This is a genomic window from Falsigemmobacter faecalis (genome assembly GCF_003863335.1).
In the GTDB taxonomy this organism is placed as follows: Bacteria; Pseudomonadota; Alphaproteobacteria; order Rhodobacterales; family Rhodobacteraceae; genus Wagnerdoeblera; species Wagnerdoeblera faecalis.
Genome location: NZ_RRAZ01000005.1, coordinates 18192 through 42383, shown reverse-complemented (window position 1 = coordinate 42383; position 24192 = coordinate 18192). Strand labels below are relative to the sequence as shown.

The window sequence follows — 24192 nt, the reverse complement described above, 5'->3', positions numbered from 1 at the left end:
ACAGGTACCCCCGGGCGGGCCACAAATTCTCAACTGAGCTTGGGAGGCCCGTCCGAATGAATAAAACCTACCCTTCCGCAGCAGCGGCGCTGGATGGCGCGCTGTTTGACGGAATGACGATTGCGGCAGGGGGCTTTGGCCTCTGCGGCATTCCGGAGCTGCTGATTGCGGCGATCCGCGAGAATGGCGTCAAAAACCTCACCGTGGCCTCCAATAATGCCGGGACCGATGGCTTTGGTCTGGGGCAACTGTTGGAAAGCCGTCAGGTGAAGAAGATGATCGCCTCTTATGTGGGCGAGAATGCTGAGTTTATGCGGCAGTATCTCTCGGGCGAGCTGGAGCTGGAGTTTAACCCCCAGGGCACCCTGGCCGAGCGGATGCGCGCAGGCGGAGCCGGGATCCCCGGGTTCTACACCGCGACCGGCGTCGGCACCGTGATCGCTGAGGGCAAAGAGCACAAAGACTTCGACGGCCGCACCTATATCCTGGAGCGCGGCATGGTCACGGATCTGTCGATCGTGAAGGCCTGGAAGGCCGATACCTCGGGCAATCTGGTCTTCCGCAAGACGGCGCGGAACTTCAACGCCCCTGCCGCCACCTGCGGGAAGATCTGCATTGCCGAAGTCGAAGAGATCGTGCCCATGGGCTCGATTGATCCCGACCATATCCATGTGCCGGGCATCTATGTGCATCGTCTGATCACCGGCCAGCACGAAAAACGCATTGAGCAGCGGACTGTCCGCAAACGGGAGGCTGCATAATGCCCTGGGATCGCAACCAAATGGCGGCCCGCGCCGCGCAGGAACTTCAGGACGGCTGGTATGTGAACCTTGGGATCGGCATTCCGACGCTGGTCTCGAACTATATCCCCGAAGGCATGACGGTGACGCTGCAGTCGGAAAACGGCATGCTGGGCATGGGGCCTTTCCCCTTTGAGGGCGAGGAAGATCCTGACCTGATTAATGCAGGCAAACAGACCATCACCGAGCTGCCGCAGACGGCCTATTTCGACAGCGCCACCTCCTTTGCGATGATCCGCGGCGGCAAGATTGCCATGGCGATCCTTGGCGGGATGGAGGTCTCGGAGAGCGGGGATCTGGCGAACTGGATGGTGCCCGGCAAGCTCGTGAAGGGCATGGGCGGCGCGATGGATCTGGTCGCGGGCGTCGGCCGTGTGGTGGTGGTGATGGATCACACCTCAAAGACCGGCGAATCCAAGGTGTTGAAAGAATGCAGCCTGCCGCTGACCGGCAAGGGGGTGGTGAACCGCATCATCACCAACCTTGGCGTGTTTGACGTGGTCGAAGGTGGCCTCAGCATCGTCGAATGCGCCGAGGGCGTGACCGAGGCAGAGCTGCGCGCCGCCACGGAAGCCACAATCGTTAACTGAGATAAGTGCAGCGGCCCCTCAGGCCGCTGCCGCCTCGGCGCGGCGATACAGCAGCGCCATACCAATGCCGCGCGCGGCGTTCAGGATCAAAAGCGCCGCCCAAAGCCCATGGCTGCCAAACACCGGGACCAGCGCAAAAAGCGCCACCCCATAGATCGCCACCGCCGCCAGCATCACATTGCGCATCTCGCGCGTCAGCATCGCGCCGATGAAAATGCCGTCAAAAATATAGCTCGCCGCACTGACCAGCGGCAGCACGATCAGCCAGGGCAGCGCCAGACGCGCCACCTCCCGCACCTCGGGCGCGGTGGTCATCAGATCAATGAGCCAGGGCCCCGCGATCAGATAAAGCCCCCCGAGTGCGACGCCCCCCGCCAGCGCCCATTGTCCCGCGATCAGGCTGGCCCGACGCACATCGGCGCGCCGCTTCGCGCCCACCGCCTTCCCCACCAGGGCCTCTGCCGCGAAGGCAAATCCGTCCAGCGCATAGGCCGTCACTTCGAGAAACTGCAACAGCACCTGATTGGCGGCCAGGGTCACATCCCCCATCCCCGCGCCCAGAAAGAGAAACGTCGTAAAACTGCCCTGCAGGATCACCGAGCGGATCATGATATCGCGGTTCACCCGCAGCATCTGCCCCCAGGCCCCGCCGACAAAGATCTGCGCCCGCAAAGCCAGCGGCCGCAGCCCCGCCCGACAAAGCCAGAGCCCGAGCGCCAGCCCCGCGCCTTCGGCGATCAGCGTGGCAACCGCCACCCCCGGCACCCCAAGCCCAAGGCCCAGCACGAACCAGAAATCGAGCGCGATATTCACGCCGTTCATCACCAGCTGCAGCGCCAGAACCGCCTTTGTGCGCTCCAGCGCGATCAGCCAGCCGGTGATGGCGTAAAGCATGATGGTGGCGGGCGCACCCCAGATCCGGATGCCGAGATAGCTCTGCGCCAGCTCCGCCACTTCGGCGCTGGCAGGCGCGATGCGAAACGCCGCCTGTATCAGCGGATATTGCAGCGCGACCATCAATAGCCCGGCAAGGCCACCAACCAGCAGCCCGCGCAGCAAAATCGCGTCACGCTCGGCGCGGTCGCCCCGGCCTATGGCCTGCGCCGCAAGGCCCGAGGTCCCCATGCGCAAAAAGCCAAAGATCCAGTAAACCGAGGCCAGCACAACCGCCCCAAGGCCCACCGCCCCGATCGGCGCGGCCAGCCCCATCTGCCCCACAACAGCCGTATCCACCGCCCCCAGCAGAGGAACGGTGGCATTCGACAGCACGACGGGCAGCGCGATGCGCAGCACGCGCTTTTGGGAAATCTCGGTCATGCGAGGCTCATCGGAAGAGTGTCAGGGACGCTCCGGCATCAGGAAATGTCCGGTGGCCTGCGCCACGAGACGGCTGCGGTTGTCCTGCCAGGCCTCAACATGCACGCTGGCATAGCGCCGCCCCGAGCGGTTCACCCGCGCGCGGGCATAGGCATCGCGCGGCAGACCGGTGCGCAGATAATCCACGGTAAAATCTATGGTCTTCGGCAGTTTCGGCACATAGCCGGCATCGAGATCGGCGGGCAGAATGCGACCCTGCTCAACATCCTCCCAAAGGGTCTGCCAGCACAGCTCCAAAAGCGCGGTGCTCTCCAGAAACCCCGCCATCGCCCCGCCGTGCAAAGCAGGCAGCAGCGGATTGCCGATCAGCATATCCTGATAAGGCATGGTCGCGGTCAGCTCATCGCCGCGGCGGTCGAACTGAAAGCCCATGAAGCTGACGTAAGGAATCGCCCGGATCAGTGCTGACAGCGCGGCATCCCGGCGCAGTTTGATCACCTGGACGGGCTCGGGGCGCGGGCGCGTGGTCATTCTGCCATGCTCCGTTTAACGTGTTCATTGGTGAAAGCGCCGGTGGCCGTGGCCACGGGCTTGTCGGTGTTATCGTCGTAGGCGACCGCCCGCACAAAGGCGACGGTGCGGGTCATATTGTAGCAAAAAGCCTCGGCGCAGATGCGCTGGCCGGGCGTCGCCGCGCGCATATAATCAATCCTGAGATCCAGCGTGGCGGTGCCGCCGCCGCTGACCGGATGGGTGGTCACCGCCATGCCGCTTGCGGTATCGAGCAGCGCATAAACCGCCCCCCCATGCATCACACCCGTTGCCGGATCGCCGATCAGCGCCGGATTATAAGGCATTGAGATGCGCACCTTACCGTCGTGAATGCCGTCAAAGCGCATATCCAGCGCACGGGCATGCGGTAAAGCGTCGAGGAAGACTTGCGGCGTTAATTCTGCCATAACGGAACTCCGATCCAGAGCGGTCAGTTGATCCATCCCGCCTGCCCTGCGCAAGCCCCGATTGCAGCCCTGCGCCGATCGGACTAGGTTGCGCCCGCAGGAGGCCCCCTATGACTGACCCTCAACTCTCTTTCAAAGAGATGTGCGCCCGTTTCGACGTCACACCGCGAACCTTGCGCTATTACGAATATATTGAACTGCTCAACCCTCAGAAGGAGGGGCGCAGCCGCAGCTATGGCCCGCGTGAGGTCGCGCGGATGAAGCTGATCCTGCGCGGCCGTCACTTCGGCTTTTCGCTGGAAGAGATCCGCCAGTGGCTTGATCTTTATGGCACCGCAGGCACCGCCAGCCAGCTGCGCGCCTTTCTGGCCATGGCCGACCGGCAGACCGCGGCGCTGGAAGAGCAGATCACCGCGCTGCGGGCCTCGCTGCAGGATCTCGCGCAGCTGCGCGCTGAAACGCAGAGCAGACTGGATGAGCGGAGCGGGAAATAATCCCGCTGTGACAACCCGCCTGGGGCCGGGGTCTGGACCTTTCCCCGGGACGGGTGTTTGGTAACGCTCAGTGAGCGATGGAGACTCTAATGGCATTCGGCACCAATATCCGCACCTGGTTCAACGGCAGCTGGCACGAGGGCGACATTGCCGTCATGACCGCGGCAGATCACGGCATCTGGCAGGGCTCGAACGTCTTTGACGGCGCTCGGCTGTTCGACGGTATGACCCCCGACCTGGATCTGCACTGCGCGCGCGTGAACCGCTCGGCCGAAGCGCTGATGATCACGCCGACGATGGATCCGACCGAGATGGTCGCCATCATCCGCGAAGGGCTGAAGGCCTATGGCCCGGGCGCTGCGGTCTATGTGCGCCCGATGTACTGGGCGATCGACGGCTCAGAGCTGGGCGTGGCTCCGGCGGAAAATTCGACCGGCTTTGCGATCAGCCTCGAAGAAGTGGCGATGCCGGACTTCAACAAGCCGACCACGCTGACCACCACGAGCTTCCGCCGTCCGCTGCTGGAAAACTCGGTCTGCAACGCCAAGGCGGGCTGCCTTTATCCCAACAACGCCCGCATGCTGGTGGAGGCAAAGTCGAAAGGCTATGCCAATGCTCTCGTGACCGACATCATGGGCAATGTGGCCGAAACCGCCACCGCCAACGTCTTCATGGTGAAAGACGGCGAATACTACACCCCGATCGCCAATGGCACCTTCCTGTCGGGCATCACCCGCGCGCGCCATATCAAAAACCTGCGCGCTGCCGGCTACACCGTGCATGAGGCCGTGCTGAAATACGAAGATTTCCGCGCCGCAGATGAGGTGTTCCTCTCGGGCAACTTCGCCAAAGTGACCCCGGTGAAGGAATTTGACGGCACCCATTACGAGGCGCCGGGCAAATACACCACCATCGCCCGCGATCTCTACTGGGACTTCGCAAAAGCCGAAGCGGCAAAGGTATAAGGTGAAGGGCGGGGGTTTCTCCCGCCCTTTTCCATTCCGCCACGACAGCGCGTAAAGGGCATGTTCAAAGCCCGCCAAACGGCCCCGAGCCGTTTGCTTTCACACATCAATGTCAGGAGAAATCGCGCCTGAGCGCTGTAAGATCCTCTGGAGCGGGTAGCGGGAATCGAACCCGCCCCATCAGCTTGGAAGGCTGAGGCGCTACCACTACACCATACCCGCCCGGGGATCTGAAACTGCTGATAACACCCGAAAATCTGCCATGGCAAGCGGAAAGCGTCCCCACGTTGAAGAAAGACGCCGCCGCCGCGCAAAGCAACCTTCGGACGCAGGACAGAGTAGACAGCTGCGAAACCCTCAGACTAGGCTGAGGCAATTTTAAAGACCTGTGCCGCGCGCGGTGCAGCAGCGATTGGCACTGACATGCGGAATTTCCAAAGACCGGGCCGCTCGGCCGTTTATGCCACCAATGGGATCTGCGCCTCGTCGCATCCGCTGGCCTCTCTCACTGCGATCAATCTGCTGCAGGCCGGGGGCAGTGCCGCCGATGCCGCCATCGGTGCGGCTCTGGTTCTGGGGTTTTGCGAGCCGCAGATGACCGGGCTGGGCGGCGATGCCTTTGTGCTGATCAAACCCGCCGGGCGGGAGGAGGTTCTGGCCCTCAACGGCTCGGGCCGCGCGCCCGCCGCACTCGATGCCGAGGCACTGCGCGACGCCGGTCACAGCAGCATGCCGCTTTATGGCGCAGAGGCGGTGACCCTGCCCGGTGCCATTGCGGCCTTTTGCCGGTTGCACAGCGATCATGGCCGCCTGCCGCTTGAGCAGGTTCTCGCCCCGGCGATCGCGGCGGCTGAGAACGGCGTGCCGGTGGCCCCGCGCACCGCGCATGACTGGCAGGAGACCGAAAAGCTGAAGGGCGCGGCCCGACAGCACTTCCTGCCCTGGGGCCGCCCGCCCCGGGTCGGTGAGATTTTCCGCGCCCCCGGCCAGGCCGAGGTGCTGCGCCGCCTGGCCCGCGAAGGCGCAAAGGGCTTTTATGAGGGCGAGGTGGCCGAGGATATGCGCGCCAGCCTCCAGGCGCTCGGCGGCTGTCATAGCGCGGAAGACTTCGCCAGTGTGGAGGCCTTTTACGACACCCCCGTCTCGGCCCCCTATCAGGGGGCGGAGCTGATTGAGCATCCGCCGAACGGTCAGGGCGTGGTCGCCCTTTTGATGCTGAATATCCTCAGCCATTTCGATCTGGCTTCGATGGATCCCTTAGGCAGTCTGCGCACCCATCTTGAGGCAGAGGCCACGAAGCTTGCCTATGACGCGCGCAACCGCCTGATTGCCGATCCCGATCACACCACGCGGCTGGCGCATATGCTGGCCCCCGAAACAGCAGCAAAGCTGGCGGCGCTGATTGATCCCAAACGCGCCCTGCCCGCGGTCTCTGCGGCCACCGAGGCCATTCACAAAGACACCGTCTGCCTGTCGGTGACCGACCGCGACGGCATGGTGGTCTCGCTGATCTATTCGACCTTCCATGCTTTCGGGACCGGCCTTGCCTCGGATAAATTCGGCATCAGCTTTCAGAACCGCGGTGCGGGCTTTTCGCTGGAGCGCGGCCACCCCAATGAGGCAGCGGGCGGCAAGCGGCCGATGCATACCATCATCCCCGGCATGCTGGCTGAGAAAGGCCGCGTGGTCATGCCCTTTGGCGTCATGGGCGGGGCCTATCAGCCCGCAGGCCATGCGCGGCTGGTCTCAAACCTGCGCGACTATGGCATGGATCTGCAAAGCGCCATCGATGCGCCGCGCAGCTTCTGCGGGCCGTTCTCGGGCAGCGACAGCCTGCGGCTGGAGCAGGGCTATGATCCGAAGGTCGCCGCAGAACTCTCAGCTCTGGGCCATGAGGTGACCTGGAGCGATGAGCCCCTCGGCGGCGCTCAGGCGATTTTCTGTCACGACAGCGGTATCTTTGAAGGTGCCTCTGATCCGCGCAAGGATGGCTGCGCCCTCGGCTATTGACGCGCTTGCAAGACCCCGGGGAGGAGGAGCCCCAAAGACATGCAGATGCCCCTGCCCGACCCACAGATTCTGGCCCGGAGAGAGGAGATCCTGGCCGGACTGCGCGGTCTTCTGCCCGCCGATGGCGTGATCTCCGACCCGGTGGCGCTGCGCGCCTGGGAATGTGACGCGCTTTCCGCCTATCGCTGCCCGCCGCTTGCGGTGGTGCTGCCGCGCACGACAGAAGAGGTCTCTGCGGTGCTGCGCTATCTGCATGAGCTGCGGGTGCCGGTGGTGCCGCGCGGGGCCGGAACCTCGCTGGCCGGGGGCTCGATGCCGACGGCGGATGCGGTGATCCTCGGCGTTGCGCGGATGACCGCGGTGCTGGAGGTCAGCTACGACGACCGCTTCATCCGCGTGCAGACCGGGCGCACCAATCTTTCGGTCAGCGCGGCGGTTGGAGAGGATGGCTTTTTCTATGCCCCCGACCCTTCAAGCCAGCTTGCCTGCGCGATTGCGGGCAATATCGCGATGAATTCAGGCGGGGCGCATTGCCTGAAATATGGCGTGACGACCAATAATCTGCTGGGGGTGACCCTGGTTCTGATGGACGGCAGGGTCGTGACGCTGGGCGGGCCCTTTGCCGACAGCCCCGGCCTTGATCTTCTGGGCGTCATCTGCGGCTCAGAGGGGCAGCTTGGCGTGGTCACGGAAGCCACTTTGCGCATCCTGCCAAAGCCCGAGGGCGCGCGCCCGGTACTTCTGGCCTTCAACACCTCTGCCGAAGCGGGGGGCTGTGTTTCCGCCATCATCCGTGCGGGGATCATCCCCGTCGCCATTGAGTTCATGGATGCCCCCTGCATCCGCGCCTGCGAGGCCTTTGCCAAAGCGGGCTATCCCGATTGCGAGGCGCTTTTGATCATCGAAGTCGAGGGGGCGGAGACAGAGATGGCGGCGCAGCTGGCCCGCATCACCGCCATCGCCCGCGACTTCAACCCCGTTGAGATCCGCGAAGCCCGCTCAGAAGATGAGGCACGCCGCATCTGGCTGGGCCGCAAATCAGCCTTCGGGGCCATGGGGCAGATGGCCGATTACATGTGCCTCGACGGCACGATCCCGGTCACCGAGCTGCCCTTCGTGCTGCGGCGCATCGCAGAGCTGTCGGAAGGCTACGGGCTGAAGGTCGCCAATGTCTTTCACGCCGGGGACGGCAATATGCATCCTTTGATCCTTTATAACGCCAATGATCCCGAAGATCTGGCCCGCTGCGAGGCGCTTGGCGCCGATATCCTGCGGCTCTGCGTCGAAGTCGGCGGCTGTCTGACCGGAGAGCATGGCGTGGGGGTGGAAAAGCGCGATCTGATGGAGGTGCAGTTTGCCCCCGATGATCTGGAGGCGCAGATGCAGATCAAGGATGTCTTTGACCCCCATTGGCTTTTGAACCCGGCCAAGGTCTTTCCGCTGCGGGTCTCGCAGTCCCGGCGGGAGAAGCGCGCATGACCCCGCAGTCTGAGGCCGAGCTGGCCGATCTGATCGCCGCAGCCCGTGACCCTTTGAGCATTCGCGGCGGCGGCACCCGCGCGCTCATGCTGCCGCAGGGTCCGGCTTTAAGCACCAGGGGCCTGAGCGGCGTGACGCTTTATGAGCCGGGCGCGCTGACCCTGGTGGTCGCCGCAGGCACCCCGCTGCAGGAGGTCCGCGCCCTGCTGGCCGCTGAGCGCCAGCGCCTGCCCTTTGATCCGCCCGATCTGGCGGCGCTTTCGGGGCGCGGCGGTCTTAGTACCATCGGCGGCGTGGCCGCAAGCAATGCCTCCGGCCCGGCCCGGATCCAGGCCGGGGCCTGCCGGGACTGCCTGATCGGGCTGCGCTTTGTCGATGGCCGGGGCCGGGTGGTGAAGAACGGCGGGCGGGTGATGAAGAATGTCACCGGCTATGATCTGGTCAAGCTTCTCGCGGGCAGTGAGGGGCGGCTGGGTGTCCTCAGCGAGCTGTCCTTCCGCCTGCAGCCCCTGCCGCAGACCGAGGTGACCCTGACGCTGGAGGGCATCCCCGCCGCCGATCAGGCCGCTGTCATGGCGCGGGCGCTGAGTTCTCCCTGGGATGTCTCCGGGGCGGCCTCTGATCCTGCGGCAGGCCGGGTCTGGCTGCGCCTTGAGGGCTTTGAAGAGCAAACCCGCTACCGCAGCGCAAAGCTGCGCGCGCGTCTCGCCCCGGCAGAGATCACACTCACCGAAGGCGCCGCCTCTGCCGCGCTCTGGGCGGGGATCCGCGATCTGACGCCACTGGCAGGTGCAGAGGTGGTGATCCGCCATTCGGCGCGCCCCTCTCACATGCCCGGGCTTCTTCAGCTGATCGCCCGCACCGCCCCCGCGCAGGTCCTGAGCGATCTGGGCGGCGGCTGGCTCTCGATCGGCTGTAGCGCGGCAGAGGCTCCGGCGCTTCTCTGCGCCCTGCAGACCGAGGGGGCGAGAGCGGGCGGCCATGCGCGCCTGCTGAAGGCCCCGCCCGCAGTGGCCACCCGCCTGCCGGGTGCTCCGCCGACCGATCCGGTCGTCGCCCGTCTGAACGCCGCCATCGCGGCAGAATTTGACCCAAGGGGCCTTTTCGCCCCCGCCCGACTGAGCGCAGAGGCCTGACATGCAGACCCGTTTCACGCCCGAGCAACTCAGCAATCCCGGCCTCCGTGAGGCCGATAAACAGCTGCGCGCCTGCGTGCATTGTGGCTTTTGCACCGCCACCTGCCCGACCTATCAGCTGCTCGGAGATGAGGCCGACAGCCCGCGCGGGCGGATCTATCTGATCAAAGAAATGCTGGAGGAGGGCCGTCCGGCGGATGCAAAGACCGTGCAGCATATCGACCGCTGCCTGTCGTGCCTGTCGTGTCGCACGACCTGCCCCTCAGGCGTCAATTACATGCATCTGGTCGATCACGCCCGCGCCCATATTGAGCAGACCTGGAAGCGCCCGCTGACCGAGCGGCTGCTGCGCAGTGTCATCGCAAAGGTGCTGCCGCATCCGTTGCGCTTTCGCCTGGCGCTTGGCTTTGGTCGGCTGGCCAAACCCTTCCGGGGGCTGATCCCCGATCCGCGGCTGCGCGCCATGCTGAACATGGTGCCCGCCCGCCTGCCGCCGGTCTCGCGCAATGACGATCCGCAGAGCTTTCCCGCGCAGGGCCCGCAGAAGCTGCGTCTGGCGCTGCTGACGGGCTGTGCGCAGCGCGCGCTGAACACCGATATCAATGATGCCACCATTCGCCTCCTGACGCGGCTGGGGGCTGAGGTGGTGGTGGTCAAAGGCGCGGGCTGCTGCGGGGCGCTGACCCATCACATGGGCCGCGAGGCAGAGGCAAAGGCCAGCGCCGCCGCCCTGATCCGTGCCGTGATGACAGAGGTGCGGGGCGCGGGGCTTGATGGCCTTATCATCAATACCTCCGGCTGCGGCACCACGGTGAAGGACTACGGCCATCTCTTCCGCGACGATCCAACCCTCGCGGCAGAGGCCGCGACCATCGCCGCCCTCGCCGGGGATGTGACCGAATGGGTCCACCGCGCGGGTCTGCCAGAGGGGCTGACCGCGCCCGAGGCCCTGCGCATCGCCTATCACTCGGCCTGTTCGCTGCAGCACGGCCAGCAGATCCGCAGCCTGCCGAAAGAGCTTTTGCAGCAGGCGGGCTTCAGCGTCTCTGAGCCTGCGGACCCGCATCTCTGCTGCGGCTCGGCCGGGACCTACAACCTGCTGCAGCCCGAAATCTCTCTGAGGTTGCAGGCGGATAAGGTCGCAAAGCTGGAGGCGCGCAGCCCGGATGTGATTGCGGCGGGGAACCTCGGCTGTATGATGCAGATCGGGAACGCGAGCCGGGTTCCGGTGGTTCATACGGCAGAGCTTCTGGACTGGGCGACGGGCGGGCCAAAGCCGCCTGCCCTCTCAGAGCGGGAGTAAACCGGAACTGCCAGTCCGGCGCGAAGAAAGACGAATCACGTGCTGAAGCCTGCCGCCATTTTCATGGGCCTGCTCTGCGCCGCGACGGCCCCCGCCACGGCAGAGGGGCTGCGGCGGCTGGAGACCGGCACCGACAGCCGGGGCTGGGAGGCTGTGGGGCGGCTCGATCTCGGCGGCACCGGCTTTTGCACGGCGGCCCTCATCGCCCCCGATCTGATCCTCACCGCAGCCCATTGCCTGCGCGAGCGCGAGGGCGGCGCTCTGGTCCCCATCGACCGGATGGAGTTCCGGGCGGGCTGGCGCAATGGTCGCGCCGCCGCTTACCGCCACATCCGCCGCGCCGCAGCCCATCCCGACTATCTCTGGTCGCCGGAGGAAGACGCGTCCCGCGTGCGCTATGACATTGCGCTGCTGGAGCTGGATCAACCGATCCGGCTGCCCTCGCTGAAGCCCTATGAGACCGGACAGACCCCCGAGCGCGGCGCCGAGGTGGGCGTGGTCTCCTATGCCCGCGACCGCTCAGAGGCGGCGTCTTTGCAGGACTTCTGTCATGTCCTCAGCCGACAGTCCGGCATGCTGGTGATGTCCTGCGACGTCGATTTCGGCTCCTCCGGGGCGCCGGTCTTTACGCTGCGCCCCGACGGAGTGGCAGAGATCGTCTCGGTGGTGGCCGCAAAGGCCGAGATGGGCGGGCAGAAGGTGGCGCTTGGCAGCGATCTGGACGGCGTGATCCCGGTGCTGAAATCCGCGCTCAGCGACGCGGAATTTCACCGCCGCCCCACCGGCGGACTGCCACAGATGACGGATGAGCCCAAAGCCTCCACGGGGGCGAAGTTTCTGCGCCCCTGACCGCGCCCGACATCTGGGAGCCGCTGCGGCGGTAAAACCAGCCGGGAACGTGAGCAGGGGGGCGAGGCAGTGGCAATCCAAATGATGAGAGGCGGTGCGTCATTCGCATCCCAGGACTGGCGCATTCCGCATCACCCCAAAGCTGAGCTGCTGTTCCGGCCAAGGGTCAGGGCAGGAACTCTGAGCCCACCTCTGGCCTGCCGTGTCCCGAGCCAGGGCCCCGGTCTGATGCAGGCGTCACCCGGACTGCTCTGCCCCCTAAAGTGCTGCGCGGGGGCGGCGGCTGACGGTCAGATCGGTGATCGCAATCCGCTCATCTGCAACCGGGTTAAAGATCAGGTCGATCCAGGCCGCCTCGACCCGCTTTTCGTTCAGGCCGACGTAGAACATGTCGAACTCTGCGACCCGCGCTACGCCGGCGGGGGCCGTGACTTCGCGGGTGATCTGCTCGGTATTGGGTCCGTGGCGGATATTCAGCCGGGCATAGGCGCGCAGCCCCTCGCTGCCGCTGAGCGAGGTGTCGAGACGGATCAGATGGCGCGCGCGCAGCCCCTGCACCGCTTCTGCGGGCAGATCAAAGACCAGCGAAAGAAAACTGCCGCTGAAACCCGAGAGCGCCAGATCAAACCCCCCGGCGCGGGCGACAGGCAGGGTCACCTCTCCCGCGCGGCCATCGTGGAAAAGCTTCACCTTGGGGAGAACCACACTGCCGCTGGCGGGTGCCAGACTGCCGCCTGCGCCACGGGTGCGCAGATCCGCGGTCCATGCCCATTCAAGCCCCGGCACGCCCTGAAGCGCTGGCGGCGTCCCCTCCGGTAAATTGCGTGGCGTTTCCTCGTCTGGCGTGGTGCGTCCGCTCAGCCGGTTGAAGATCGTCTGCAGCCGGGCTGCCATAAGAAATTACCTGCTCTCGTCATTCCGCTGCCCAGTCTGGCAGTCGGACCTTAATATTTTGCCCCTGAAAGCCGCAGCCGGACGGGCCGCTGCACCTTCAGCCGGAGGTCGCGGGTAACGCTGAGCCTGCCTGCACGGTTGCAACAAAGTCCCGCAGCAGCCGAAGCCCGTCACTGTCACTCAGCGGAGACTGCGGCAGAGCCAGCACCGAAAGGCTGAGCATCCGCCCCCCCGCGGGCACCACAGCCCGCCAGTAGTCGGGCTGAACGATTCCCCAGGCAAACTGCCCGCGGTCCGTCAGACGCATATAAACCACGTCACCTTCGGCAAAAATATGGCGAACCTGAATATTTTGCGCCGCGCCCGAACGGCTGAGCGCCGCAAGGCCCTGGTCTGTGGCGGCAAAGGCCTGCATGGCGGGCAAAAGCCGCCCCGGCTCTGCCACCATCGGGCGCGCGCCGACCGCCGCCGTCATCACCGCCTCATGGGCCGCGCGCTCCGCGAAGAGCCCCGCCCCCAGGCCCCGGCAGGGCGAAAGCACCACCAGCGCCGCAGCGCCAGCGTCATCGCGGCTCGACTCGCGGTCGATGCAATATCCCCGCGGCCCCGAAACGATCAGCTGCCCGCCCGCCACCGCCATTTTTGACGGCGGCGGGCCGGAGAAGCGTGACTGCTTCTCCGGCCCGGGCGCGGATGTCATCTGACAGCCGGAAAGCGCGAGGGCGAGGGCTGTCCCCGCCGCCGCGCGACTGACCTTACTGGTCCATATAGACATGGGTTTCCGCTTTGGCACCCGGATGGGTGACGGCGCCGTAACGGGCCGAACCCACGAGTTTGGCGTATTTCCAAAGCGCGCCCGAGTTGTAATCGGTCGTCTTCGGACCGGCCCATTCGGCTTTGCGCTTTGCCAGCTCTTCCTCGGTCAGATCGACCGAGATTTCACCGGTGACGGCGTTCAGGGTGATCATATCGCCGTTTTTCAGCAGCGCGATCGGGCCGCCATGGGCGGCCTCGGGGCCGACGTGGCCCACGCAGAAACCACGGGTTGCGCCCGAGAAACGGCCATCCGTGATCAGTGCCACTTTCTTACCCATGCCCTGACCCGAGAGCGCCGCCGTGGTCGACAGCATCTCGCGCATGCCCGGGCCACCTGCGGGGCCTTCGTTGCGGATGACGATCACATCGCCTTCTTTGTAGCCGCGCTTCTGAACCGCCTCAAAGGCCTCTTCTTCGCATTCAAAGACATTGGCCGGGCCGGTGAAGACCTGCTCTTCTTCCGACATGCCCGCGACTTTCACGATCGCCCCATCGGGAGCGAGGTTGCCGCGCAGACCGACAACGCCCCCGGTTTTCGAGATCGGCGCGTCGATGAAGTGGATGACCTTGCCATCGGGCTCATGGGTGATGCGGCCAAGCGCTTCGCCCAGTTCTTCGCCCGAAGCGGTGAGGCAGTCGAGATGCAGCAGACCCGCGCGGGCCAGCTCTTTCATCACCACCGGCACGCCACCGGCCTCAAAGAGGTCCTTGGCCACGTAATCGCCGCCCGGACGCAGGTTCACGAAATAGGGCGTGTCGCGGAAGATGTCGCAGACGTCAAAGAGGTCGAAATCGATGCCCGCTTCATGGGCAATCGCCGGCAGGTGCAGACCGCCATTGGTCGAGCCGCCGGTGCAGGCCACCACGCGGGCGGCGTTTTCCAGCGCCTTGCGGGTCACCACGTCACGGGCGCGGATGTTCTTCTCGATGAGCTTCATCACGGCCTGGCCGGAGAAATCACCATATTGGTCGCGGCTCTCATAGGGGGCCGGTGCGCCCGAAGAGTTCAGCAGCGCAAGGCCGATGGCCTCCGAGACGCAGGCCATGGTATTGGCGGTATATTGACCACCGCAGGCCCCGGCCGAGGGGCAGGCCACGCGCTCAAGGATCTGCAGTTCGGCATCCGACATGGTGCCGGCGGCATGTTTGCCCACGGCCTCGAACACGTCCTGCACAACAACGTCTTTGCCGTTCAGTTTGCCCGGCAGGATCGAGCCGCCATAGACGAAAACCGAAGGCACGTTCAGACGCACCATGGCCATCATCATGCCCGGCAGCGATTTATCACAGCCCGCCAGACCCACCAGGGCGTCATAGCAGTGACCGCGCATGGTCAGCTCAACGGTATCGGTGATCGCATCGCGCGAGGCCAGCGACGAGCGCATGCCCTCATGGCCCATGGCAATGCCGTCGGTCACGGTGATGGTGGTGAATTCGCGCGGCGTGCCGCCGCCCTTTTTCACACCCATTTTCACCGACTGCGCCTGACGGTTCAGCGCGATATTGCAGGGAGCCGCTTCGTTCCAGCAGGTCGCCACACCAACCCAGGGCTGGTGAATTTCTTCTTCAGAGATGCCCATCGCGTAGAAATAGCTGCGGTGCGGCGCGCGGGCCGGACCTTCAGTGACGTGGCGGCTCGGAAGTTTCGATTTGTCGAAACGCTGGTTGGTGCTCATGGGGTTATCCTTCGCAACTGGCTCGGCATGGGATAAGCCCGCAAAGAGCGCGGGGCAAGAGCAATGCTGTCGCCCCGACCGATCTTTATGATGCGATTATTGCGTCAATGGCCCGCGCAAGCTTCAAATCTTTCGCGGTAAGCCCACCATCCGAATGCGTGGTCAGCCGAAAGCTGCAGTATCCCCACCCAAGCGTAACGTCCGGATGATGGTTCTGCGCCTCAGCGGCCGCCCCCACCTGCGTCACCAGCGCCAGCGCCGAGGCGAAGTCGCGCCGGGTGACGCGCAGAAACAAAGCCGCGCCATCGCTGCGCCAGTCTGCCGTCAACTCCGCCAGCGCGGTCTCAATTTCCGGGTCGGTCAGTCGCATATCGGCTCTCCTCCCTGATGTGTGTCTCCTGCCCGGACCAACCCTGTCGGGGACGTCCGGCTCCCTCTTGCCAAATCAAGGCCAGGCGCGCCACTCTGCGCCACAGCCTGCCCGAGGAGATGAGAATGACCGAAGTCCTGCCCGATGTCGCCGATCTTTATACCGCGCTTTTGCAGTCCGGCGTCGCGCCGGAAAAGCTTGAGGCGCTGATCGGGGCGTCTTCTGCTGCGGTGCAGGCCCGTCTTGCGCAGGTCGATCAGGGCGTTCTGCGCGCAATTTTGCGCAAAGCTGCGGGCGGTGAGGCGGTGCCCGGCGTCACGAAGCTGAAGGCCTGGCTCAGCACCGCCGAGGTGCAGCCCGTGGTGCGCCCGCTGCCCGATCACAGCAATGCGCGGCTGTTGCGCGCCGATGGCAGTGATCCGTCGATGCCGGAATATTCCGACCGCGCTTTTGATGCCTGGTTTGAGGCGCTGCAGCTGCCCTATGGCACCGGCCCGCGCGGCGAAAAGCGCAGCTGTTATGCCTCGGATCAATTCGCCGATGCCGCCAGCCCTGAGCGGCGGCAGGTGCATCTGGGCATCGATATTTTCGCCCCCGCCCTGACCCCGGTCTATGCGCCGCTGCCGGGCGTGGTGCGCTCGGTCAGCTATAACGCCGATCCGCTGGATTATGGCCATACGCTGATCCTTGAGCATGACGGCGGCGGTCTGCCCTTCTTCACGCTTTACGGCCATCTCGCCGACACACTGCCAAGCCTGGTGCAACCGGGGGACAGCATCGAGGCCGGGCAGCCGATCGCGCATTTCGGCGACTGGCATGAGAACGGCGGCTGGTCGCCGCATCTGCATTTCCAGATCATGTCCGATCTGCTGGAGCAGTCGGGCAATTTCTTCGGCGTCGGCCATGAGAGCCTGATGGCGGTCTGGGATGACATCTGCCCCGACCCCGGCCTTCTGCTGCGCCTGCCCGAGGGGCTTCGGCGGGCTTAACGCCCCTGCGCACGCGGACTGTTGGCGGTGAGAGACGCAGCCGCCAACAGATCGGTTAAGGGATCAGGCCCTCACCCATCCGACAGCACCGCACTGGCGGCGATGCCGGGCAGGCCTCAGCGCCTGCGGCCCATGCGGCCCTCCCGCAGCCAGGCGGTCAGGATCAGGGCGGCGATCAGCAAAGCCCAGGCGAAGGGCGGCAGCGCAGGGCGGATGCGCAGATCCTGGGTGGCAAAGGCCTCGCGGTAGGGCACGCCCAGCCAGCCGCGGCCAAAGGCGGCGCGGCCCTCGCTGACGCGGCGGATGTCGGGCAGCCCCTCGCTCAGCCGCTGCACCCCGCCGCCGGAGGCTTTCAGCACGTCGTGCAAAGGCGCCTCAGAGGCGATGGTGCCGACGAACTCCCGCGGGGCGGCATGGCCCAGCGCAAAGACCCCGCGGTGATCCCCCTCCCGCATCTGATAAAGCCCGATTTCCGGGGCCTGCCAGGTGCCGCGCCAAAGCCCCGGAGAGACCTCCGAGAGCGTCAGATCCATGCGGCTGCCCCCCGGCGATGTGATCTCAACCGCGCCCGGAGCCGCGCCAAGGGTGTGGCGCTCAATCGTGACCGACAGCCCGCGCGAACTGGCGGTCAGGGTCTCTTCTTCCAGCTCAGGCTCTTTCATCGTCCAATGCGCAAGACGGCGCAGCAGCTCCAGCTGCGGGCCGCCGCCCTCATAGCCCCGGCCCCAGAGCCAGATCTGATCGGAAGCCAGCATCCCCACCCGGCCCTCGCCCACCCGGTCCAGCACCAGAAGCGGGCGGTCTCCCTGGCCCTCCATCACCACCTGCCCGCCGGTGGCGCGCAGATCAATCTGGCGGAACCAGCGGCCCCAGCCGTCGGGCTGATAGGCCGCATCCAGCCCCATGGTCACCGGGTGACGGCGGCCGAGATCGGTCAGCACCGGGCGGAAACCTTCTTCCAGCACGCGGCTTGTGGGCTCGACCGGCAGGATCTCGGCGAGAGGCGAGCGCCAGAGGCTGTCGGCGGTGCCGAACTCCGGTCCTGCCGAGATCAGCACCGCGCCGCCCTCGCGCACATAGTCGCGGACATTTTCCATATAGGCCATGGGCATGATGCCCCGGCGGCGGTAGCGGTCAAAGATGATCAGATCAAATTCGCGGATCTTATCGACGAAGAGTTCGCGCACCGGAAAAGCGATCAGCGACAACTCCGAGACCGGCACACCATCCTGCTTTTCCGGCGGGCGCAGAATGGTGAAATGCACCAGATCCACCGAGGCATCGGATTTCAGCAGGTTGCGCCAGACCCGCTCTCCGGCATGGGGCTCGCCCGAGACCAGCAGCACCCGCAGCCGGTCGCGCACGCCATTGATGCGCAGCACGGCGGCATTGTTGCGGTCGGTCAACTCCCCCGGGGCCATCTCCAGCGCGAGCTGCACCACATTCATCCCCGCATGAGGCAGCGTCAGCGGCAGTTCGACATCCCGGCCCACCGGCACGCGCAGCGCCAGGGGCGGCTCTGCGCCCAGGCGCAGGGTCAGCACGGCCTCTCCCGAGAGGTCCGCCGGCACGCGGCCCTGATCCTCAATGCGCAAAACGATCTGCACCGGCTCGCCCATAACCGCAAAGGGTGGCGCGGTTTTGATCACCAGACGGCGGTCCCAGTCCTGCGGCTCTCCGGTCAGAAGAAGATGCAAAGGCGCGGGCAGATCCGGCGCGCGGGAGGCATCATGGACCTGACCGTCCGAGATCAGAAAGACCGCGGCCAGCCGCTCCCGCGGGATCCCGGCCATGGCCTCGGCGAGATGCGCCATGGCGAAGGTGCCCCCTTCGGCGGCATCCGCCGTCTCGGGCTGATCGGGGATGCGGCGGACCTCCACCTCCAGACCGGATTGCGCGGCCAGACGGCTCTGCAGTGCCGCAAGCGCGGCGGCGGTCTGATCGGGGCGTCCCGCGATCTGCTGGCTGGCGCTGTCATCCACCAGGATCAGCGCGATGTCAGAGAGCGCCAGCCGGTCCTCTTCGCGCAGCGACGGATTGGCCAGCGCCGCAAGCAGCGCCGCAAAGGCCAAAGCCCGCCAGATCCCGCCCGCCATCCGCTTCCACAGCGCCAGGGCTGTCAGCAGAAGGGCCAGCCCGCCCAGGGCAGCCAGCAGCCAGAGCGGCAGAAGCGGATCCCAGATCAGCGCAAAGATCACTGTCCCAGCCTTTCCAGAAGTGCAGGCACATGGACCTGATCGGATTTATAATTCCCGGTCAGCACATGCATGATGAGGTTGACGCCAAAGCGCCAGGCCATCTCGCGCTGGCGCTCTCCGGCAAAGCCGCGCCCGACCGGATAAAGCGGCACGCCCCGCGCATCCGTCGCCCAGGCCGAGGCCCAGTCATTGCCGCCGATCACCACCGGGGTCACCCCGTCATTGAGGTTGCGAAAGGGCATGCCCTCCGCCCGTTCGGCATCGGGGGGCGCGGCTTCGGCCCAGACGCTGCGCCCGGCGTGGCGGCCCGGGAAATCCTGCAGCAGATAAAAAGTCCGCGTCAGCACGTGATCCCCGGCAATCGGCTCCAAAGGCGGGATCTGCAGCGGGCGCGCGATCATCTGCAGCGCCCGCCCCTCCGGGGTGGCGCCGCCGAAATCGGCCACATCGCCATCGCGGGTGTCAAAAAGGATCATGCCCCCGGTTTGCAGATATTGGTTCAGCCGCCGGTAAGCCGCGGGTGAGGGCATCGCCGCATCCGCCGTGATCGGCCAGTAGAGAAAAGGAAAGAAGGCCAGCTCATCGCTCTCGGGATCAACGGCCACCGGCGCGCCCGGCTCAATGGTGGTGCGATTGGTGAGGATCAGGCTAAGGCCCCGCAGGCCCGCCTCAGAGCGGGCATCGAGGTCGGTATTGCCGGTGCGGATATAGCCCAGAACCACCTCAGAGGTAGCGGCCACGGCGCGGCGGTCATCGGCCATGGCCGGATCCGGAGAGAGCCCGGGCAGCGCAAGCGCCAGCAGCGCAGCCCCCGCCAGGTGCCGCAGCCGACCCGCAAGCGCAAGACTGGCCGGAATATCCAGCATCAGCGCAATCAGCGCGGCCAGCAGCAGCCAGCCCTTCAGGGCCTGCGGCGGAGCCGCCGTCGCCTCGCCTTCAATGACCTGCCCTGCGGGCCAGCGGGCCGTTGCGAACTGCCGCTCCGGACCGGTGATATTCAGCGCCAGCTGGCTGCCGGGCGCGGCATAGATCCCCGGGGGGAGCCCCTCGCGTGCGGCCCCGGCGGGGCGCGCAGCGGCCAGATCGGCACCCTGGACGGCGGGAAACGCCTCTCCGCCGCTCAGCCGCCCGAAGCCGTCCATGGCGCGGCGCACCTCAAAGGCGCGGCCCCCGGCTTCGGCGGTCTCCGCCCCGGGGGCGGCAGAGAGAATGGTCAGCCGCTCGAGCATCTGCACGAAGAGGCCCGAGAGCGGCAGGCCCGACCAGTCGGAATTGGCGGTCACATGAAACAGCACCACCTGCCCCGCGCCGCGCGTGGCCCGCGTCACCAGCGGCGTGCCGTCGGCCAGCATGGCAATGGCCGCCCGCGCCAGATCGGGGTCGGGCTGCGCCAGAACCTGGGCGCGCACCGTGACCTCATCGGGGATGCTGAGGCCATAAAACGGACTGTCCTCCGGGAAGGCGGCCAGCGCGCGCGGCGCACCCCAGCTCATGGCGCCGCCCACCGTGCGCCCCCCCGCGCGCAGACGCACCGGCATCAGGGGGTCCTCCCCCTCGGGCAGGGCTGCGGCGGCGAGTTTCGGCCCGGCAAAACGCAGCAGAAGGCCGCCTTTTTCGACAAAAGCGATCAGGCCCGCCTCTTCATCGGGGGTCAGCACCGCCACATCGGCCAGCACCACCACATCGGGGCCTGCGCGCAGAAGATCGCTCAGATCCCCCTCGCTCAGATCGGCAGCCGGGGCCAGGGCTTCCCGCAGATAGTGCAGGTTCGAGAGAAGCTGCAGCCCCTCGCGGTCCTCACGCTCAGCGACCAGCGCCACCTTGCGCCGCCGCAGGCTGTCATCGGCCAGCGCGACAGAGGCCGCCCCCCGCCCCCCCTCAATCTCAAAGCGGGTGATGCGGTTGCGCAGCTCGGCCGGCAGCGTGAAACTGACCGGGGTCACCAGCCCCTCTCCAAGGGTCACTCCGGCCCGCGCCAGCTCGCGCACCGCGCCTGACGGGTCGGGACCAATGGCCAGAACGGTCACCCCGCGGCCAGGATCGGGCGCAGAGAGCCGCAGATCCAGCCGGACCCGGCCTTCTTCGATGACCGGCGCAGAAAGCCCCGTCAGCGGGCGCGGGCTTTGCCAGACCCTCAGATCAGCGCGCCCCCCCAGCGCCGCCGCCAGATCTGAGCGGCCCGGACGGTCCAGCCCGTCTGAAAGCCACAAAACCGAAGCGCCTTCGGGAATTTTCGCGGCCAGGTCCACCACCTCCGGCCCCCACTCCCAGGGAGCGGGGGTCAGGCCTGCCAGCCGCGCGGACTGCGCCTCTGCGGGCTGAAAGATCAGATCGCCCGGCGGCAGATCGGTCAGCTGCACCAGCGCCGCCGTGCGGCCCTGACGACCCGCCGCGGCCAGCGCCGTCTCTGCCCGGGCAAGGCGCTGCGGCCAGTCCCGGGCATCGGCAAAGGTGCCGTCGATCAGCACGACCAGAGGGCCCTCAGCCTCCTCCTGGGGTTCGGGGTTCAGGATGGGTCCCGCCAGCCCGATGATCAGCGCCGCCAGCGCCAGCATCCGCAGCAGCATCAGTGGCCAGGGGGTGCGCTCTGCCTCAGGTCGGCGGTCGCGCAGACCGTCCAGCAGCACGATCCCCGGGAAACGGCGGCGCTGCGGCGCGGGCGGCAGGGCGCGCAGAAACCACCACAGCACCGGCAGCAGCAGCAGCCCCCAGAGCAGCAAAGGCGCGCTGAACGCCAGATTGAGCGGCATCCACATCCCTCAGCCCGCCCTTTGCTCAAGCGCGCGGTAAAGCCACAGCAGCACCGAGGCCGCAGGGGCCCCCGTCGAATGGCTGTGAAACTGCCAGCCCGCCGCCGCCGCCATCCCGCTGAGCAGGGCCTGACGCTCTTCGAGCCGCGCAAGATAGGCCCCGCGCAGATCACCCGCCTGCAAAGTGTCGTGCCGCAAAGCACCCGACATCGATTCGAACCGCGTGCGGCCCGCAAAGGGAAAGCCATGCTCCGCCGGATCGAGCAGCTGCACCAGGGCGCCACGCACCCCCTGATCCGCTGCCCGCGCCAGAAACGCCTGCAAAGGCGCGGGATCGGCGAAGAAATCAGAGATCAGCACCGCCCGCCCCCGCGCAGGCAGCGGCCCCGCCGGAGGGCTGCCGTAATCGGCCTCGCTGCTCAGGCCCTCAAGCGCCTGAAAAAGCCGCTCGCGCTGCACCAGACCGGCCCCGGCCGGCAAAGCCGGATCGAGAAGCCCGACCCGCTCGCCTCCGCGCAGCAGAAGGATCGCCAAAGCCAGCGCCAGCACCCGCGCGACATGGGATTTCGGCGGATGCGCCCCCGCGCCCGCAAAGCTCATCGCCTGCGAGGGATCGACCCAAAGCAGCACCGACTGCGCCGACTGCCATTCGGTCTCACGCACAAAGCTTTGGTCTGACCGCGCCGAGCGGCGCCAGTCGATCTGGCGCATGGCATCCCCGGCGGTGGCGGCGCGAAACTGCCAGAACTCTTCGCCGCGCCCCGCCCGCGCCCGGCCATGCCCCCCCGTCAGCACCGAGGCCGCCAGCCGCTCAGCCGCCGCCATCAGGGGCGGCAGGGCGGCAGCAAAGCCTTCGGCCTGCGGGCGCAGCGCCATGCGCTCGGTCATGCGGCAGCGGCCTCAGGCAGCAGCCGCGCCACGGCGCGGTCAATCAGCGCGCCTGCATCTTCCCCGCGCTGACGGGCCGCAAAATTCAGCGCCACCCGGTGGATCAGCGCAGGCCGCGCCATGGCGGCCACATCTTCGACCGAGGGCGCAAAGCGGCCCTGCATCAGCGCCCGCGCCCGCACCAGCAGCATCAGCGCCTGAGCCGCCCGCGGCCCCGGCCCCCAGGCAAGCGAGGCGCTGACCTCCGGCAAAGCATCTGCCTCGCCGGGACGACAGCCGCGCACCAGCGAGAGGATCTGATCGACCACCGCCTCTCCGACCGGCATCCGGCGCAGCAGCCTCTGGGCCGCCAGAAGATCCGCGTCTTCAAAGACCTGCGACAGCGGCGCTTCCTCCAGACCCGTGGTGGCCAGCAGCACCGCCCGCTCGGTGGCGCGGTCCGGATAGGGCACATCGATCTGCACAAGGAAGCGGTCAAGCTGCGCCTCGGGCAGCGGATAGGTGCCCTCCTGCTCCAGCGGGTTCTGGGTGGCCAGCACATGGAAGGGGCTGCCGAGCGCGTGATGCACGCCCGCCACCGTCACCTCATGCTCCTGCATGGCCTGCAAAAGCGCGGATTGCGTGCGGGGGCTGGCGCGGTTGATCTCATCGGCCAGCAGCAGCTGGCAAAAGACCGGACCGGGAATAAAGCGAAAGCTGCGCCGCCCCTCAGGATCGGCCTCCAGCACTTCTGAGCCAAGGATATCCGCGGGCATCAGATCGGGGGTGAACTGCACCCGGCTGCCCTGCAGCCCCATGACCGTCGAAAGGCTGTCGACCAGCCGCGTTTTGCCCAGGCCCGGCAGACCCACCAGCAGCGCATGCCCCCCTGAGAGAAGCGCCGCAAAGACCAGATCGACCACCAGGTCCTGCCCCAAAAAACGCGTCGCCACCGCCGCGCGCGCCTGAGCCAGCTTCTGACCAAGCACTTCAATCTGTTCCGAAAGCTCTGCCGACATGACATTCTCCGCAAGGGTCCCTATATGTCAGTCAATCAAACTTGGCGCCCCGTTACAAATGGCAAACTGGTGATGACTGAGAAACCGCAGACCCCGAATGCTGACAGCCTGATGCAGGCCGCAGGCGACAGCGCCCGCAAAGGGCCGCCGCCGGTCCATCTGTGGAACCCCGATTTCTGCGGCGATCTCGATATGGAGATCAGACGCGACGGCACCTGGTTTTACCTCGGCACGCCCATTGGCCGCCCGGCGATGGTGAAGCTCTTTTCTTCCATCCTGAAGCTGGAGGACGGGAAATATTTCCTGGTCACCCCGGTTGAGAAGGTCGGCATCCGGGTCGAAGACGCCCCCTTCATGGCGGTGGATTTCCGCCTTCAGAACCCCGGCCCCGATCAAAGCCTGACCTTCACGACCCATGTCGATGACGAAGTGACCGCCGGGCCGGAGCATCCGATCCGCGTCACCCGCGACACCGACAGCGGTGAGCCGGCACCCTATGTCATGATCCGCCGCGGCCTTGAGGCACGGATCGACCGCAAAAGCTTTTACCGCCTCGTGGATCTGGGCGAACATGCCGGGCACGCGGGTCAAAGCTGGTTTGGCATCCGCTCGGGCGGTCAGTTTTTCCCGATCATCCCCTCCTCCGAGCTTGAGAGCTGAGGACTGACGCTAGGTTCCCCCGTGACAGAAACCGCCCCCTCGCGCAACCTG

General features: G+C 66.3%; 22 protein-coding genes and 1 tRNA gene. 11 read left to right on the top strand and 12 right to left on the bottom strand.

Annotation, left to right across the window (positions count from 1 at the left end; translation table 11 throughout):
• The first annotated feature begins 56 nt into the window (after nucleotides 1-56).
• A complete protein-coding gene (locus tag EG244_RS04410; RefSeq protein ID WP_124963801.1) occupies nucleotides 57-761 on the top strand; it encodes a CoA transferase subunit A in 705 nt (234 codons plus the stop codon).
• Nucleotides 761-1390: a CoA transferase subunit B gene (locus EG244_RS04405; protein WP_124963800.1), complete on the top strand. Its 630-nt coding sequence runs from the start codon at nucleotides 761-763 to the stop codon at nucleotides 1388-1390. The genes EG244_RS04410 and EG244_RS04405 overlap by 1 nt, the downstream gene beginning before the upstream one ends.
• An 18-nt stretch (nucleotides 1391-1408) precedes the next feature.
• Here the strand turns inward: EG244_RS04405 and EG244_RS04400 are convergent, their stop codons facing one another.
• Genes EG244_RS04400 through EG244_RS04390 form a run of 3 tightly spaced genes read right to left on the bottom strand, consistent with a single transcriptional unit; the run spans nucleotide 1409 to nucleotide 3666 of the window.
• Entirely contained in the window at nucleotides 1409-2707 is a 1299-nt protein-coding gene (locus EG244_RS04400; protein WP_124963799.1) for an MATE family efflux transporter, read from the bottom strand.
• A gap of 21 nt (nucleotides 2708-2728) precedes the next feature.
• On the bottom strand, nucleotides 2729-3238 hold the full coding sequence (locus EG244_RS04395) for a PaaI family thioesterase (RefSeq protein ID WP_124963798.1): 510 nt from the start codon (nucleotides 3236-3238) through the stop codon (nucleotides 2729-2731).
• The gene (locus tag EG244_RS04390; RefSeq protein WP_124963797.1) at nucleotides 3235-3666 is read right to left on the bottom strand and encodes a PaaI family thioesterase; all 432 of its coding nucleotides are present in this window, start codon (nucleotides 3664-3666) and stop codon (nucleotides 3235-3237) included. The genes EG244_RS04395 and EG244_RS04390 overlap by 4 nt, the downstream gene beginning before the upstream one ends.
• 110 nt (nucleotides 3667-3776) lie before the next feature.
• Here EG244_RS04390 and EG244_RS04385 point away from each other — a divergent pair, with 110 nt between their 5' ends.
• Together EG244_RS04385 and EG244_RS04380 are read left to right on the top strand one after the other, a co-directional pair.
• Nucleotides 3777-4160 carry a MerR family transcriptional regulator gene (locus EG244_RS04385; protein WP_124963796.1) on the top strand — a complete coding sequence of 128 codons (384 nt, stop codon included), beginning with the start codon at nucleotides 3777-3779 and terminating at the stop codon, nucleotides 4158-4160.
• A gap of 89 nt (nucleotides 4161-4249) precedes the next feature.
• On the top strand, nucleotides 4250-5125 hold the full coding sequence (locus tag EG244_RS04380) for a branched-chain amino acid aminotransferase (RefSeq protein ID WP_124963795.1): 876 nt from the start codon (nucleotides 4250-4252) through the stop codon (nucleotides 5123-5125).
• Nucleotides 5126-5273: 148 nt separating this feature from the next.
• On the opposite strand, the gene EG244_RS04375 is transcribed toward EG244_RS04380, so the two are convergent.
• Nucleotides 5274-5347: transfer RNA gene (locus EG244_RS04375), tRNA-Gly, on the bottom strand.
• 201 nt (nucleotides 5348-5548) lie between these two features.
• Here EG244_RS04375 and EG244_RS04370 point away from each other — a divergent pair.
• From EG244_RS04370 to EG244_RS04350, 5 genes are read left to right on the top strand one after another with little or no spacing between them, the layout of a single operon-like run.
• Complete coding sequence (locus EG244_RS04370; protein WP_124963794.1) at nucleotides 5549-7135, top strand: gamma-glutamyltransferase family protein; 1587 nt, start codon at nucleotides 5549-5551, stop codon at nucleotides 7133-7135.
• A gap of 39 nt (nucleotides 7136-7174) precedes the next feature.
• Entirely contained in the window at nucleotides 7175-8614 is a 1440-nt protein-coding gene (locus tag EG244_RS04365; RefSeq protein ID WP_124963793.1) for an FAD-linked oxidase C-terminal domain-containing protein, read from the top strand.
• Nucleotides 8611-9750, top strand: coding sequence for an FAD-binding protein (locus EG244_RS04360; protein ID WP_124963792.1), 1140 nt, complete (start codon nucleotides 8611-8613; stop codon nucleotides 9748-9750). Before EG244_RS04365 ends, EG244_RS04360 begins: the two co-directional genes overlap by 4 nt.
• 1 nt (nucleotide 9751) lies before the next feature.
• The gene (gene glcF / locus EG244_RS04355; protein WP_124963791.1) at nucleotides 9752-11053 is read left to right on the top strand and encodes a glycolate oxidase subunit GlcF; all 1302 of its coding nucleotides are present in this window, start codon (nucleotides 9752-9754) and stop codon (nucleotides 11051-11053) included.
• Nucleotides 11054-11095: 42 nt separating this feature from the next.
• Nucleotides 11096-11902 carry a trypsin-like serine peptidase gene (locus EG244_RS04350; RefSeq protein ID WP_407644031.1) on the top strand — a complete coding sequence of 269 codons (807 nt, stop codon included), beginning with the start codon at nucleotides 11096-11098 and terminating at the stop codon, nucleotides 11900-11902.
• A 258-nt stretch (nucleotides 11903-12160) separates the two neighbouring features.
• On the opposite strand, the gene EG244_RS04345 is transcribed toward EG244_RS04350, so the two are convergent.
• The 4 genes from EG244_RS04345 to EG244_RS04330 form a co-directional block, all read right to left on the bottom strand.
• Complete coding sequence (locus EG244_RS04345; RefSeq protein ID WP_124963790.1) at nucleotides 12161-12796, bottom strand: DUF6478 family protein; 636 nt, start codon at nucleotides 12794-12796, stop codon at nucleotides 12161-12163.
• 97 nt (nucleotides 12797-12893) lie between these two features.
• Nucleotides 12894-13571 (bottom strand): hypothetical protein, encoded by a 678-nt coding sequence (locus tag EG244_RS04340; RefSeq protein ID WP_124963789.1) that lies wholly within the window; start codon nucleotides 13569-13571, stop codon nucleotides 12894-12896.
• On the bottom strand, nucleotides 13552-15288 hold the full coding sequence (gene ilvD / locus EG244_RS04335) for a dihydroxy-acid dehydratase (RefSeq protein WP_124963788.1): 1737 nt from the start codon (nucleotides 15286-15288) through the stop codon (nucleotides 13552-13554). The genes EG244_RS04340 and ilvD overlap by 20 nt, the downstream gene beginning before the upstream one ends.
• An 85-nt stretch (nucleotides 15289-15373) precedes the next feature.
• A complete protein-coding gene (locus tag EG244_RS04330) occupies nucleotides 15374-15658 on the bottom strand; it encodes a 4a-hydroxytetrahydrobiopterin dehydratase (protein WP_124963787.1) in 285 nt (94 codons plus the stop codon).
• A gap of 125 nt (nucleotides 15659-15783) precedes the next feature.
• Between EG244_RS04330 and EG244_RS04325 the strand changes: the two genes are divergently transcribed.
• The gene (locus tag EG244_RS04325) at nucleotides 15784-16647 is read left to right on the top strand and encodes a peptidoglycan DD-metalloendopeptidase family protein (protein WP_158617233.1); all 864 of its coding nucleotides are present in this window, start codon (nucleotides 15784-15786) and stop codon (nucleotides 16645-16647) included.
• Between the two features lie 116 nt (nucleotides 16648-16763).
• On the opposite strand, the gene EG244_RS04320 is transcribed toward EG244_RS04325, so the two are convergent.
• Genes EG244_RS04320 through EG244_RS04305 form a run of 4 tightly spaced genes read right to left on the bottom strand, consistent with a single transcriptional unit; the run spans nucleotide 16764 to nucleotide 23481 of the window.
• Nucleotides 16764-18842, bottom strand: a complete 2079-nt coding sequence (locus EG244_RS04320) for a hypothetical protein (RefSeq protein ID WP_124963928.1) — start codon at nucleotides 18840-18842, stop codon at nucleotides 16764-16766.
• Nucleotides 18842-21601 carry a DUF4159 domain-containing protein gene (locus EG244_RS04315; RefSeq protein ID WP_124963785.1) on the bottom strand — a complete coding sequence of 920 codons (2760 nt, stop codon included), beginning with the start codon at nucleotides 21599-21601 and terminating at the stop codon, nucleotides 18842-18844. Before EG244_RS04315 ends, EG244_RS04320 begins: the two co-directional genes overlap by 1 nt.
• Nucleotides 21602-21604: 3 nt before the next feature.
• Nucleotides 21605-22483, bottom strand: a complete 879-nt coding sequence (locus EG244_RS04310) for a DUF58 domain-containing protein (RefSeq protein ID WP_124963784.1) — start codon at nucleotides 22481-22483, stop codon at nucleotides 21605-21607.
• Nucleotides 22480-23481 (bottom strand): AAA family ATPase, encoded by a 1002-nt coding sequence (locus EG244_RS04305; protein ID WP_124963783.1) that lies wholly within the window; start codon nucleotides 23479-23481, stop codon nucleotides 22480-22482. Before EG244_RS04305 ends, EG244_RS04310 begins: the two co-directional genes overlap by 4 nt.
• Nucleotides 23482-23553: 72 nt before the next feature.
• On the opposite strand from EG244_RS04305, the gene EG244_RS04300 reads away from it, so the two are divergent.
• Nucleotides 23554-24141 (top strand): DUF1285 domain-containing protein, encoded by a 588-nt coding sequence (locus EG244_RS04300; protein ID WP_124963782.1) that lies wholly within the window; start codon nucleotides 23554-23556, stop codon nucleotides 24139-24141.
• Nucleotides 24142-24192 lie beyond the last annotated feature (51 nt).